This window comes from Neobacillus driksii, from assembly GCF_013409995.1.
Classification (GTDB): domain Bacteria; phylum Bacillota; class Bacilli; order Bacillales; family Cytobacillaceae; genus Neobacillus; species Neobacillus driksii.
Genome location: NZ_JACCBX010000009.1, coordinates 196,979 through 209,600 on the forward strand (window position 1 = coordinate 196,979; position 12,622 = coordinate 209,600).

The 12,622-nt window shown below is 35.6% G+C and carries 18 protein-coding genes; 16 read left to right on the top strand and 2 right to left on the bottom strand.

Going from position 1 to position 12,622, the window contains the following annotated elements; genetic code table 11:
* Positions 1–350 precede the first annotated feature (350 nt).
* Positions 351–755, top strand: coding sequence for a hypothetical protein (locus F4694_RS20645; protein ID WP_218895757.1), 405 nt, complete (start codon positions 351–353; stop codon positions 753–755).
* Positions 756–942: 187 nt separating this feature from the next.
* Positions 943–1,356 (top strand): DUF2283 domain-containing protein, encoded by a 414-nt coding sequence (locus F4694_RS20650; RefSeq protein WP_179601435.1) that lies wholly within the window; start codon positions 943–945, stop codon positions 1,354–1,356.
* A 139-nt stretch (positions 1,357–1,495) separates the two neighbouring features.
* On the opposite strand, the gene F4694_RS20655 is transcribed toward F4694_RS20650, so the two are convergent.
* Positions 1,496–1,780 (bottom strand): DUF3888 domain-containing protein, encoded by a 285-nt coding sequence (locus tag F4694_RS20655; protein WP_179601437.1) that lies wholly within the window; start codon positions 1,778–1,780, stop codon positions 1,496–1,498.
* A gap of 277 nt (positions 1,781–2,057) precedes the next feature.
* Between F4694_RS20655 and F4694_RS20660 the strand changes: the two genes are divergently transcribed.
* The 9 genes from F4694_RS20660 to F4694_RS20685 all read left to right on the top strand — a co-directional run bounded on the left by F4694_RS20660 (position 2,058) and on the right by F4694_RS20685 (position 8,572).
* A complete protein-coding gene (locus F4694_RS20660; protein WP_179601604.1) occupies positions 2,058–2,867 on the top strand; it encodes a class I SAM-dependent methyltransferase in 810 nt (269 codons plus the stop codon).
* A gap of 298 nt (positions 2,868–3,165) precedes the next feature.
* Positions 3,166–3,291 carry a hypothetical protein gene (locus F4694_RS32365; RefSeq protein WP_257029331.1) on the top strand — a complete coding sequence of 42 codons (126 nt, stop codon included), beginning with the start codon at positions 3,166–3,168 and terminating at the stop codon, positions 3,289–3,291.
* 263 nt (positions 3,292–3,554) lie between these two features.
* The gene (locus F4694_RS20665) at positions 3,555–4,223 is read left to right on the top strand and encodes a DNA alkylation repair protein (RefSeq protein ID WP_179601439.1); all 669 of its coding nucleotides are present in this window, start codon (positions 3,555–3,557) and stop codon (positions 4,221–4,223) included.
* Between the two features lie 458 nt (positions 4,224–4,681).
* On the top strand, positions 4,682–5,395 hold the full coding sequence (locus F4694_RS20670; protein ID WP_179601441.1) for an MBL fold metallo-hydrolase: 714 nt from the start codon (positions 4,682–4,684) through the stop codon (positions 5,393–5,395).
* Between the two features lie 551 nt (positions 5,396–5,946).
* A complete protein-coding gene (locus F4694_RS32985) occupies positions 5,947–6,138 on the top strand; it encodes a hypothetical protein (RefSeq protein ID WP_257029332.1) in 192 nt (63 codons plus the stop codon).
* Positions 6,139–6,771 carry a reverse transcriptase domain-containing protein gene (locus F4694_RS32990; protein WP_374757438.1) on the top strand — a complete coding sequence of 211 codons (633 nt, stop codon included), beginning with the start codon at positions 6,139–6,141 and terminating at the stop codon, positions 6,769–6,771.
* A 27-nt stretch (positions 6,772–6,798) separates the two neighbouring features.
* Complete coding sequence (locus F4694_RS32995) at positions 6,799–7,188, top strand: group II intron maturase-specific domain-containing protein (RefSeq protein WP_374757439.1); 390 nt, start codon at positions 6,799–6,801, stop codon at positions 7,186–7,188.
* Between the two features lie 274 nt (positions 7,189–7,462).
* The gene (locus tag F4694_RS20680) at positions 7,463–7,927 is read left to right on the top strand and encodes a GNAT family N-acetyltransferase (RefSeq protein WP_179601443.1); all 465 of its coding nucleotides are present in this window, start codon (positions 7,463–7,465) and stop codon (positions 7,925–7,927) included.
* Positions 7,928–8,086: 159 nt separating this feature from the next.
* The gene (locus F4694_RS20685; protein WP_179601445.1) at positions 8,087–8,572 is read left to right on the top strand and encodes a DinB family protein; all 486 of its coding nucleotides are present in this window, start codon (positions 8,087–8,089) and stop codon (positions 8,570–8,572) included.
* Between the two features lie 305 nt (positions 8,573–8,877).
* Here the strand turns inward: F4694_RS20685 and F4694_RS20690 are convergent, their stop codons facing one another.
* Entirely contained in the window at positions 8,878–9,312 is a 435-nt protein-coding gene (locus tag F4694_RS20690) for a MerR family transcriptional regulator (protein WP_179601447.1), read from the bottom strand.
* A 185-nt stretch (positions 9,313–9,497) separates the two neighbouring features.
* On the opposite strand from F4694_RS20690, the gene F4694_RS20695 reads away from it, so the two are divergent.
* The 5 genes from F4694_RS20695 (at position 9,498) to F4694_RS20710 (ending at position 12,458) form a co-directional block, all read left to right on the top strand.
* Entirely contained in the window at positions 9,498–10,349 is an 852-nt protein-coding gene (locus tag F4694_RS20695; protein ID WP_179601449.1) for an aldo/keto reductase, read from the top strand.
* 90 nt (positions 10,350–10,439) lie between these two features.
* Positions 10,440–11,333, top strand: a complete 894-nt coding sequence (locus F4694_RS20700) for an FAD-dependent monooxygenase (RefSeq protein ID WP_218895758.1) — start codon at positions 10,440–10,442, stop codon at positions 11,331–11,333.
* 7 nt (positions 11,334–11,340) lie between these two features.
* Entirely contained in the window at positions 11,341–11,574 is a 234-nt protein-coding gene (locus tag F4694_RS31820) for an FAD-dependent oxidoreductase (RefSeq protein ID WP_218895759.1), read from the top strand.
* Positions 11,575–11,800: 226 nt separating this feature from the next.
* A complete protein-coding gene (locus F4694_RS20705) occupies positions 11,801–12,139 on the top strand; it encodes a DUF5655 domain-containing protein (RefSeq protein WP_179601451.1) in 339 nt (112 codons plus the stop codon).
* Positions 12,140–12,233: 94 nt separating this feature from the next.
* Positions 12,234–12,458 (top strand): hypothetical protein, encoded by a 225-nt coding sequence (locus tag F4694_RS20710; RefSeq protein WP_218895760.1) that lies wholly within the window; start codon positions 12,234–12,236, stop codon positions 12,456–12,458.
* Positions 12,459–12,622: the final 164 nt, after the last annotated feature.

Consider the following 12,622-nt stretch of genomic DNA (forward strand, 5'->3'; position numbering starts at 1 on the left):
CTACAAATGTATAGTTCCAAATTTACGCTAAATCATTCATTAATAGTTTTTTAAAATAGGTTTAAAAAAAGATATAGATTAGGAAAAAAATCTGAAGAAGAAGATGGAATATGGTTTTATTTTGAAAAGGCAAAGCAGAGGGTGACTATAACCAGGTTGCAATAAGGGTTTTGAATTTACTTAACACATCGGATACTTTATGGATTTCGAATTTATTTAAATGAAAGCCCTATGGTGCTAACATGGCAGGTTAATTACATAAAAATAATTCATCGTATAAATAATGATAATATGGTTGATATTGTTGTTATTTAAAAAATGAGGTGTTCCTCTTGGTGAAGCTATTTATAGTGACAGTTATATTAGTTCTTTTAGTTGCCCTCAAACTGCCCAGAAAAAGAACTAAGCATGAGTTACTAGTTACAATACAGTTTGCATTGTTAATAAATTTTGTAACTGATTTGTATCTTGATTTAAAGTACAAACTTTACTGGTATTTTGATAAAGAACAAATAGAATGGTTTTACCTAGCTGTAGCCCTTGGTGAGGTTGCTGTACTGGTTATTATTTTTAATTATTTTCCCCTGAATTCTAATGCCAGTAAGAAATTTATATATATTTTGGGATGGACCTACATTCTTGTATTACTTGAATTGTATGCAGTTTATATTAGAGTTTTACATATGGTGAATGGAATATTATCTATTCGGCGGGGGTTTACTTTATTTCAATGTACATCCTTTATTTCGTATTAGACTACACGGCGGATAGAAGAGAAACTCAGTAATAAAGTTACAATTTCTTCTTGAACTAACGGGAGCAAGAGGGCTGTCGTTGCGGCAGCTTTTTCTTATTGTGCTAACTGGCAGGTTAGCTGAACAAGAAAATGATATAAATTTGGCATAAAACGAGAAAAAGAAAAAGCTTAGGAGGATAGATCTTATGGGCTACAAAGGTCAGGTTACTTATGATAAGGAAGTAGAGATGGGCTATATTTACTTTAGTGAACCATCAAAATATACTATTACTCATACGGAAGAACTTCCAGAAAACGATGATATAATGTTAGATTTTGGAGAAGAAGTCCCAATTGTTGGAATAGAGGTAGAAGGAGAAACTGCAAGGAAAATTGAACTGATTGCTGATAAAGTACATATTTTTAAAAAGGAAGTTACTACTGATGGAAAGACTTATTATTCTTTTAGACTGAATGATGAAATAACAAGAAAGTCTATTTCTCATCCTGATGTTGAATCAATAGTGTTTCATTTTTCGGATACTAACTGTGAAGATTTTATAGGTATAGACATTTTTGATTCCAAGTCTTATTCCGAGCAGTACCTAATTGGTAAATAAATAGTTCTTCTTTTACTAACGGTTGCAAGAGTTAAAGATTGGGAGGGCTGCGGCGATCCTTTTTCTTGTGATACTAGCTGGGCAGGTTAGTGAAATTAAATGCACGAAGTAAAGAGCACCCCTTTTACAAAGGATGCATTCATAAATTTTCATTCGGTTTCAACCTTCTGCTTTTGAAATCAATAGCCCGCCAGTCTTCGGAAACCTTATTACTAAAAGTAATGGTCACTACATCATATGGAGGATTATGGGCTCCCTCAAATGTTGTTACCTGCACAGTGACATTAAATAGGTAGCTGCCTTCTCTTAACTTTTTGATTTTGAGAATCTTTTGGTTATAAAATTGTTTAGGTTCGCCGTAATGGTTCTCGATTTCTTTATAAATAAAGGGAAATAGTAAATAGATGATCACGTCATCACGCAAATGTACATCATTTTTAGTTATGGTTTCAGCTTTGATCTATAAGAGAAAAAAGTGAAGCAGGCAATCAATATTAAAAGGCTTTTTTTCATAAAAATCCCCCATTCCAAGTTACTCTTAGAATGAACAATTAAAGAAATTCTTATGAAGCTAACGAGGGCATTACTAGAACAACAGTAATGCTTTCTCTTGATTGAAGTAACGTCGCAGGTTACTTGAAGAAGGATTTAAAGATTTTTTACCGAATTAAAAAGAAAAAAATGGAATAAAGGTGAAAATTATGAATGAGATAATTGACTATTACAATCAATTTGATGAGTGGGGAAGACTTGAACGTGAACCGATTGAATTCCAAGTAAATTGGCATTATATAAAGAAATATATGCCCCAAACAGGGTACATCCTTGATAATGGAGCTGGACCAGGTAAATATTCAATGGAACTTGCAAAAGATGGTTATAAGGTGACACTGACCGATTTAACACCAAGATTAGTAGAAATTGCTAGAGATAACGCAAAAGAACTTGATTTAGAAGGACAATTTGAAGGGTTTTATGCAGCTGATGCCAGAGAACTTAATATGATAAAAGATGAACAGTTTGACTCATCATTAATGCTTGGTCCTATGTACCATTTACAGCAAGAAAATGACCGTATTATGGCAGTAAAAGAATTAAGAAGAGTTACAAAAAAGGGAGGCTTGGTTTTTGTTGCTTTTATGCCTAGAATAAGACACATACTGACATCTCTCTTATTTCCTGAAAATTGGAGACCCAACGATAACTTAGACACCATAATTCAGTTCTCTCAAACAGGATGCTTTAACCACGCAGATGAGGGACGTTTTACAGGAGCGTATTATTTTAATATTGAGGACATTAATCCTTTTATGGAATCTCAAGGATTTGAAACATTAGACTTAATAGGGTCCAATCCAGGTGCTATCTTAAGCAATGATAATTGGAATTATTGGGGAAGAAAAGGTGAACAGGAAGTAAAAAAAATCATTAATTTAATAAAAGAAAAAGCAACAGACCCATATATTCTGGGGATTTCAAGCCACTTGCTTTACATTGGTAGGAAAAAGTAACGTTAGTATGATTTCTTATTGAACTAAAGGGTGCATTCCTTCAATAAGGAATGCTAATTGCAGCTAAAACATTGGTGTTGCTACTTTAACTTACCTTGACGAAAATAAATAATGAAAGCCAAGCACCATCCTTTCTCTACATTTTGTTATAGGGGAAGGGTGGTGTTTTATTATGGGAATTACAGACACCGGATCTTGATAGAAAAAATTGTAACGTTTTATCTTCTTTTGTAGAAAACAACCAACTAGCACATTAATCATGCTAAAGTGAACAAAACATATCTGAGGAGGAAGGGTAATGCAGTATATTGATAGTTTCGGTTGGAGCTTAAATATAATTCTAATGATTTGTTTTGTTATAGCATTATTGGTACTAATGAGAAAACCGAAAGAAAACCGAAAAAACGCAAAGAAGAAAATGTGAAGTAATGTACTTAAACAAACGGGTGCGTTTCTTTAAAAAGGAATGCTCTTTTCGTATCCAATTAAAAGGAAGTAAATGTTATTATTATATTAAAGCTGGTTGCTCTTCTATTTATAGGTGGAGAAAGCTTTAATACGATATATACTACAATATTAACTTTGGAGGCACACCACTGCAATAAGACTTATAACGAAATTAAGTTCTTGATATATCCCATCAAGGACATATTATGAAACAGTGCTTTAATAAAGGAGTTGTATAAAATGAATGAAAATAAAGGTACAGAAATAAAACGCTTTTCAAAAGCAGAAAACATTCTACCTCAGATCAATAGTAAAACTAAGCTAGGCGACTTACGAAAAATCGCGAAGGACATTAAGAAAGATCACGAACTAGCTATCGAACTTTGGTCAACCGAAGAGTTTTTGCCCAGACTATTAGCAATCTTAATTATGGACAAAAAACTTCTTTCACAAGATGTGCTAAATAAGCTTGATAAGGATATGCAGACTCACGCTTTTGATGAGCGAAATAACTTAATGGATTGGTTAATGGCTAATCAGCTCACCAAAGACAAGAAGAAAATTGCATTGATGGAGTCATGGGAAAATAGTCCTTCTGCTCTTCAAAGGCGAGCTTTCTGGTATTATCAAGGGCGATTAAGATGGACTGGACAAACACCGCCTGATAACACCGCATACTTGCTATCTGCATTAGAAGCTAATATTACGCAGGAAGAACCGGAAGTTCAATGGGCTATGAATTTCACCGCAGGCTGGATAGGCGTTTATGATGAAAAGAATCGTGCACGTTGTATTAAACTTGGTGAGAAAACGGGTCTTTACAAAGATGAAATAGTAGCAAAAGGATGTACTCCCAGCTATTTGCCGGAGTTCATTACAATTGAAGTTAACAAACGACTTAATAATTAGTTAACTCTGAAAAATTTATTAGGGTTTAATGCAAAAAATAAAGGAATTCAAAGCCTCAAATTAACCCACTATCTCTTTTTGGTCTGTAGGGCGCTTATCTTTAAGAAGAACAACTTTCCAGCTGAACAGTACAACGATACTGTTCAGCTGGAAACAAAAAAGGACGATTTCCACATAAATGGTGATCGTCCTTCTTCAACTAACGGGGGCTTTCCTATAAGAAGGAGAAGTCTTTTATTTATTTTGTTGAAGATATTGTACTAACGATGCAGTTTAGCACAATAAGACATTAACTAAATGTAAATTTAATGGTGAAATTTTCAGAAGATAAGTATTGACAAATAATTTTATTTGTGATATAATTATAAATTTATGTGTTGAAAATATCCTCTCTCGATGGTAAATTAATCCTGAGTAATTTCTCAGAAAAAACTTACTTATAATTTGGGGGAGATTAAATGAGAATCGATAAAGGATTGGCAATCTTAGAATTAAATATTCAAGGTTTCGGATTAAACCCAACATTGATATGGGATGATGAAATGGCTGTTTTAGTTGATACTGGTATGCCAGGACAAATGGAACAAATACACCTTGCAATGAGTGAAGTCGGAGTCTCCTTTGATAAATTGAAAGCCGTAATTATAACTCATCAGGATTTAGACCACATAGGTTCCCTCCCAGAAATACTAAACCAATCCAATAACCCTATAGAAGTGTATGCACATATTTTCGACAAACCATATATTGAGGGAACGATACCTCTTATTAAAACAGACCCAAATCGAATGAGTAAAGAACAATGGTCAGCATTACCAGAACAAATACAATTTTTATATAAGAATCCCCCGAAATCAAAGGTAGATAAAACATTAGAAGACGGTGAAGAACTTTCATATTGTGGTGGTATTCAAATTATTTTTACACCAGGGCACACTCCTGGTCATATTAGTCTCTATTTAAAGCAAAGCAAAACTCTTGTTGCAGGTGATGCTATGGTAGTAGTAGATGGTGTTTTACGGAAACCCATACCACAAACGACATTGGATTTGAAAACTGCAATTGACTCTCTTGAGAAATTTTTAGACCTTGATATTGAAAAAGTGATTTGTTACCACGGGGGGTTATGTAAAATTAAGGATAAAAAACAAATTAGAGACTTATTAAGCTAACTGGGTGCAAGAGTTGAACATCAAAGCTGTCAATGAGGCAGCTTTTCTTAGTGTGCCAGGCATGGCAACTATCTAGGTGGTGAAAGTCCACTGTGGGGGTACACATCGACCAACCACTAAGGAAGCGCAAGGTACTTACCGTGAGGTAAGGGCTGGAGGAAGCGTGGAATAAAATCTTGGCTCGACGAACAGAAATCTGATACCAAGGCTCTATGAAGGGATTAGACTCCTAAGCAAGTTAAAGTCCAAAAGATGTGCGTAATTTTGTAGAGTAAATCAGGCCAGTAAAAGAGGAAAGATAGTTGTCTTACCCTGGGAGGTCTTGCGGATGTACAGAAGTACAGTCGAAAAAGGTTAGTCGCAAGAAGTCAGCAGAAGCCATAGTAATGAAATAATTTCATGAAGGGCTGAACAATTTATAGTGTTTCACCACCACGAATGCGTGAGTGACGAAAACTCCGAATGTGTTAATGGTAAAAGTATGAGCGTATCTCAAAGGATAACCAAAAGGGAGCTATCACTTACTACGTGAGAGGGAAGGAGAAACGAGTGTGGAACTTTTAGAACAAATCCTAAGTAATCAAAATATGAACGAAGCCTACCTACGTGTCTATAGAAACAAAGGCGCCAGTGGTGTTGATGGTGTAACAGTCGACGAACTAAAGCAATATCTGAAAAAGAACAAAGATGAGTTGCGTCAGCGCATCAGAACAAGAAAATACCAACCACAAGCTGCTTTATGAGTGGAAATCCCAAAAGAAAACGGAAAGATGCGCAAATTGGGAATACCAACAGTAGTGGACAGAGTCGTTCAACAAGCCATCCATCAAGCTCTCAGTCCGATATTTGAAGAACAGTTCAGCGAATTTAGTTACGGTTTCAGACCAAAAAGAAGTTGTGAAATGGCGATTATTAAAAGCCTGGAATTTCTGAATGATAGTCATGATTGGGTAGTCGACATTGACCTTGAAAGATTCTTCGATACCGTCCATCATGATAAACTCATGCGAATTATATCCAAGACAATAAAAGATGGCGATGTCATCTCGTTAATCAGAAAATACTTAGACAGTGGAGTCATGGTAAATGGTAAATATGAAGACACACCTGTCGGTACTCCGCAAGGAGGAAACCTCAGTCCACTATTGAGTAATATTATGTTAAACGAACTTGATAAGGAACTAGAGAAAAGAGGACTAAGATTCGTGAGGTACGCTGATGATGCCCTTATCTTTGTGAAAAGTGAAAAAGCAGCGAACCGAGTAATGAATTCAATCGTGAGATTTATAGAAGAAAAATTAGGTCTGATAGTCAATGTTGAGAAGAGTAGAATCTCACGTCCAAAAGAATTAAAATTCTTAGGATTTGGGTATTAATACGACATTAATAACAAGAGATATCAAGTGAAACCTCATCAAAGTTCGGTACAGAAGTTTCAAAGGAAGCTTCGACAACTGACAAAGCGAAACTGGAGTGTTCCACTAGACTACCGAAAATTGAAATTGAAACAAGTAATATTTGGATGGGTAAACTACTTTAGAGTAGCAAACATGAAAAAAGTGACTGAACGAATAGACACAAAGCTTCGCTCTAGAATTAGGGTCATCATCTGGAAACAATGGAAAGTAGCGAAGAAACAAATTAAATCGCTTATTCAACTAGGGATTCAGGAGGAAGAAGCGAAAGGATTAACCTACTGTCGAAAAGGTTACCGATTCATAGGATTATCCAAAGTCGTCCAAAGAGCAATCTCAAACAAAAGACTAAAGCAGAGGGGAGTCCCTCTGCTTTAGAACATTATCTAAAAGTGCACACTGTGATATAAATTGAAACGCCGTATACGCGAACCGTACGTACGGTGTTGTGAGAGGGGCGATAATAATAAATTTATTTTCCCTCTACTCGATTCGTACTAACGAAGCAGAATAGTAAAAGAAGAGTACATATAATCCATTAAAATACATAAGAAATACTTATGATATTTCATAAAGAAATAACTATCAACTTAGAGTGTTTAATGAGGTAGTAAAAGTTATAAACTGTTCGTTCATCAAGGAGGGAATTTTATTGGAAAAAGAAATCAGGTTTAGAATTGCTACTGAACAAGATTTGGTTAGAATTGTTGAAATGCTTGCGAATGATGAATTAGGAAGGAATCGTGAGCGTTATGAACAACCACTTCCAGAAAGTTACACAAAAGCATTTCATGCTATCACTTCTGACCCTAATAACGAGTTGGTAGTAGCTTATCAAGGTAATGAAGTGATTGGTGTACAACAAATAACATTTACTCCATATATTACACACCAAGGTGGTTGGAGAGCTACTATTGAAGGGGTCCGAACAAGCTCATCTGTCCGTGGCAAGGGAGTAGGAACCGAACTGATAAAATGGGCAATTCAACGTGCAAACGAACGTGGTTGTCATTTAATTCAACTTACTACTGATAAACAAAGAGTCGATGCATTACGTTTTTATGAGCGATTAGGTTTTAAATCAACGCACGAAGGGTTAAAAATGAAATTGAATTAGTTAGCTTATTCAACTAACGGGGCAAGAGGTTTAGATGGGATCGCTGCGGCGGTCTATTTTTGTTATGGAGCTATCGGTGCAGGTTAGTTCAATAATCGTTTAGAAATGATATAATAAAAAGAATATTCAGGTATTTGATATTTACGAGGTGAGATAGTTATGGAAAAAACAGAATATGAATGGGTAAAACAAACAAGACAGATTTTATTAGATCAGTGTAAAGAATTGAACGAAAATGATTTTACAAAAGAATTTGGATTTGGTTTTCAAAGTATAAGAGATTCTTTAGTTCATGTGGCAGGTTGTTATCATGCTTGGCTGGGTTCTTTTACACTTTCAGAAACAACATCACCCCTATTAACAAAGGAAGTAATCAATGAGATGCAAATAGGCGATATTCAACGTTATTTTCAACAAGCGGACAAATATGTAGATACTGTATTTGAACAATTCACTGATAAATTTGATGATATTATCGAAAAAGAACCTTCTTGGAAGATAGGCAGTGGAGCTATAAGGAAAACGCCACACCAATTACTAACTCATTCTATTACACATGAATTTCATCATAAAGGGCAAATTGTAGCAATGCTGCGTCTACTGGGTTACATACCTAAAAGTACAGACATATTGTGGGCTACCTGAGAGGGAGTTCGTAAAATAATAAAAAAACAGATTTGAATAAAGATAGCCTAAAAAAATATTTTTAGGCTTTTTTAAGCAAGTTTGTGAACAAATACACTTACACTAACGGGTGCTTTACTTTAAGATTAGGGGCTGCGGCAGCCTTTTTCTTTTTGTGCTAACGAGCAGTTTAGTTTAAGATACTCCTTCAAAAATTCAGTCAATTTTGGAGCAGAAATGTTGTAATAGTGGAAAGAAATTGAGCTATTTATTAGGAGTGTATCAGTTTCCAATGTTTTAGAACAAGCCAATTTTCCAAAAGGAAATCAGCTTGTTCTTTTTTTTTGCGGGCTATTAGAATTTATTGATTCCCATTCTTTAGGATTCGTATCATCTGGGACTACACCATTGATAATATCAAGGTAGTGATTTGCTTTTTCTTCCATATATTTAGCTCTTTGTTTTGCCTCCTTTAACTGAGTCAGAGCGATGGCTTTTTGTTTCATAATGATTTCATAGCGTTCATGAATGGTAGAACGTCCTTCCAAACATAGGTCTACATAGGATTTAATGTCTTCCACTGACATACCACATTGTTTTAGATATTTAACACCTATAAGCCAACTGATTGATTCTTCATCAAAAAGTCGAATATTGTTTTTGTCTCGCTGTACACTTGGAACTAATCCTTTATCCGTATAGAAACGAACGGTATGTTCAGTCAGATCAAGTAGCTTGGACACTTCCTTCACAGTATGCATTTTAACCACTCCCTAATAATTTTTTATTAAAACTTTTTAAAATCCCTTGCCTTCGTGTTGCTCGAAGGTGATAGGATTATCATAGTTCAAGTTACTGAAATTGTAAATCACAAACCATAGAGGACTAAATGGGATAAAATCAGTAAATTTGAAATTTTACATTTAAAATACAGGAGGAATTATAAATGCAAAAAGTAATTTTAAACAACGGTGTTGAGATGCCTATTCTTGGCTTTGGTGTATATCAAATTGAAGATCCAAACCTATGTGAACAGGCAGTTTATGATGCCCTTATTGCAGGTTATCGCTTGATTGACACAGCAGCAGCTTATATGAATGAAGAAGCAGTAGGCAGAGCTATCAAGCGAAGTGGTGTCCCAAGAGAAGAAATATTTATTACGACAAAACTTTGGATTCAAGATACAGGTTATGAGAATGCCAAGAAAGGATTCGCAAAATCACTGGAACGATTACAAGTAGATTATATCGATTTGTATTTAATCCATCAGCCATTTGGGGATGTATATGGTTCTTGGCGTGCGATGGAGGAATTGAATCGTGAAGGTAAGATTAGGGCGATTGGAGTCAGCAACTTCTATCCAGACCGTCTGGTGGATTTGATTGATCATAATGAAGTAGTTCCAGCAGTAAACCAGGTTGAAACCCATCCTTTTTGCCAACAAATAGAAAGTCATACCCCTATGAAAGAGAACAATGTACAGATTATGTCCTGGGGTCCGTTTGCCGAAGGAAAAAATAACATGTTCCAAAATGAAGTATTAGCATCAATAGCTGAAAAATACAATAAATCTGTTGCCCAAGTGATTTTACGCTGGTTAACACAAAGAGAAGTAGTCGTCATTCCAAAGTCAGTTCATAAAGAAAGAATCATTGAAAACTTTAATATCTTTGACTTTGAATTAAGTCAAGAAGATTTGGAGACGATTGCTACTTTAGATACGAAAGAGAGCGTGTTCTTTTCACATAGAGATCCTGAATTTGTAAGATGGCTTGGAAACGTTAAATTTGATGTTTAATGTTATTTATCACTGAAAAACCGAAATTCCAAATTTGGAAATTCGGTTTTTACCTTTTTGAATACATTCCTTATAAGGGGGAAAAACGCAATGAGAAAGAATTTCAGGAGCAAATCAATCAATGATACTTTTATAAAAGAAGGTAACTGCTCTGCGGTTGTAGTTGGTGCGTCGCTTTCTGGACTAATGACAGGGATTGCTCTTTCACGAGCTGGACTGAAGGTTACTATTTTAGAGAGAGCTGGGGCGAAACCACGTAGTGGTGCTGTTCTTCAAGTTGACAGTGGGGAAATTGATCGAACAAAAACAGCTAAATTCTTGAGAAAACTTGCTTCTGGTGGATATAGATCGGCTGAGGCTTGGTCATCTATACAGTTTCGATTACGCACAGAAGTCGAAGCTGATTCCAGAATTGACTTACGTTATGATACCCGTGTTCAAACTGTTAATCAGGACGACAACTCTGCTTGGGTTGTGACGGATAAGGGTGAAACATTCCACGGAGACATTTTGATTGGTGCTGATGGTCACCGTAGTATTGTGCGACGTTATGTTTCACCGCATAAACCGAACGCCACTTTTGCGGGATACTTGATATGGGTAGCCATTGTAGTTGAGAAAGACATACCTGAAAAACACCGACCTAGCCTCAATGCCCCGAAGTTTACTATGCCAGATGGTATCGGTGACTTTTTACTAGGTTCCATTATCGCTGGAGCCGACGGTTCTACAGCTCTAGGAGATCGACGACTGGGATGGGCTTGGTACGATAACACTCAAAATGATTTGTTACGTCGTCTTGGATGTGTTGAAGGAGACGTTGTGCAACATTTGCTTCATGCATCAGACATCCCTGAACAGACATTGATTGAGCTAGCTGAAAAGGCTTCTGATAGATGGGCTCAACCTTGGTTGGATGCAATTCTCCATAGTATTCAAACACGTAATCTTATCGGAACACCGATTTGCCGAGTACGTTCCTGAAAATCTTGTGAAAGGGCGTATAGCAATCGTTGGAGATGCTGCACATCTACCTACACCACTAACTGCGTCAGTATTTTATGCTTCCTTACAAGATGCTTCTACCTTAGCTGAATGTGTTGCAAAGGGGATACAAGGAACTGAAGTATCTGAGGCTCTACTGGAATATGAGTCTCTCCGTCTAAAAAATGCACGTCAAATTGTGCAATCTGGACAATCATTTAGTCAATCATTTGGACGATAAAAGTGGAGTAAACAGCATACGATAATTTGTGAAGCATTACACTTAACCTATCGGGGGCGATACTTCAAAAAGGTCGCTTTTTTTGCATGGAAAATTGTGAATTGATGTATCTAAACTATCCGGGCAAGTTAGTAGAATAACGATTATGGTAAAATAAAGTAAAAAGAGGCAAAATAAAGGTAATATAATTTAATATGGTAAAGGTGAAAGTGTAGGTGAGGGCCAAATGTCAGAAGATGAATTATTCTCATATAAGGCATCTAATGTTTATGAAATATATTCAAAAATACTCGATTCATTGAAAGAAATAGGACCGTTTGAAATTGAGTTTAAAAAGACTTCTATACATCTTTTAAATAAATCTTCCTTTGGAGGAGTTCATCCAAAAAAGAAATGGTTAGATTTTAATTTAGTAACAAACCATCAAATTGAACACGAGAAGATAACGAAGATTGAACAAGTTTCCAAAAACAGATTTCACAATAACTTTAGATTTCATAGTGTAGACGAACTAACTAAAGAGTTTTTAGTTCTTTTAAAAGAATCATATCAATTGATGAGTTAGTTAAAGAAAGGAATTTAATACCATGGGCAGTATTTTCTTAGGAATTATATCTGGTCTAATATTTGGTTTAATATCTGTAATAATAATGCTTCCGATGAAATTCGAAGATAAACGTACTGCTATTATTGGTTCTTTTATAAATCGTTTTACGATTGGTTTCTTGATATCAGTAACTGTTCTTCCTATGTATGGTTGGACAAAAGGAGTATTGATAGGATTGTTAATTAGCCTCCCAGACGCACTTATTACAAAAGCCTATTTACCAATCATTGTCTTAGGAGTAATCGGAGGAGCTATTATTGGAGGCTTTATTGGCTAAGGTGGTTTGAGGGGTCATAACGATAATCTTATTGATCTTAGGGTGCGTTGATCCAGAAGGATTAACCCCCTTTTTTGTTGAATTAATTGACTAAGATTAAGTCCAGGAATTCCTTATTCGACTAACGTGGCAGTATATGTAGTATGAATATCTACCGTATTCAA

Coding starts and splice junctions, on each gene's coding strand:
- F4694_RS32365 (WP_257029331.1), top strand. CDS start 3,166: ATGCAGTATATTGATAGTTTCGGTTGGAGCTTAAATATAATTCTAATG.
- F4694_RS20660 (WP_179601604.1), top strand. CDS start 2,058: ATGAATGAGATAATTGACTATTACAATCAATTTGATGAGTGGGGAAGA.
- F4694_RS20705 (WP_179601451.1), top strand. CDS start 11,801: ATGTCAGAAGATGAATTATTCTCATATAAGGCATCTAATGTTTATGAA.
- F4694_RS20650 (WP_179601435.1), top strand. CDS start 943: ATGGGCTACAAAGGTCAGGTTACTTATGATAAGGAAGTAGAGATGGGC.
- F4694_RS20670 (WP_179601441.1), top strand. CDS start 4,682: ATGAGAATCGATAAAGGATTGGCAATCTTAGAATTAAATATTCAAGGT.
- F4694_RS20685 (WP_179601445.1), top strand. CDS start 8,087: ATGGAAAAAACAGAATATGAATGGGTAAAACAAACAAGACAGATTTTA.
- F4694_RS20665 (WP_179601439.1), top strand. CDS start 3,555: ATGAATGAAAATAAAGGTACAGAAATAAAACGCTTTTCAAAAGCAGAA.
- F4694_RS20690 (WP_179601447.1), bottom strand. CDS start 9,312: ATGCATACTGTGAAGGAAGTGTCCAAGCTACTTGATCTGACTGAACAT.
- F4694_RS20700 (WP_218895758.1), top strand. CDS start 10,440: ATGAGAAAGAATTTCAGGAGCAAATCAATCAATGATACTTTTATAAAA.
- F4694_RS20695 (WP_179601449.1), top strand. CDS start 9,498: ATGCAAAAAGTAATTTTAAACAACGGTGTTGAGATGCCTATTCTTGGC.
- F4694_RS20710 (WP_218895760.1), top strand. CDS start 12,234: ATGAAATTCGAAGATAAACGTACTGCTATTATTGGTTCTTTTATAAAT.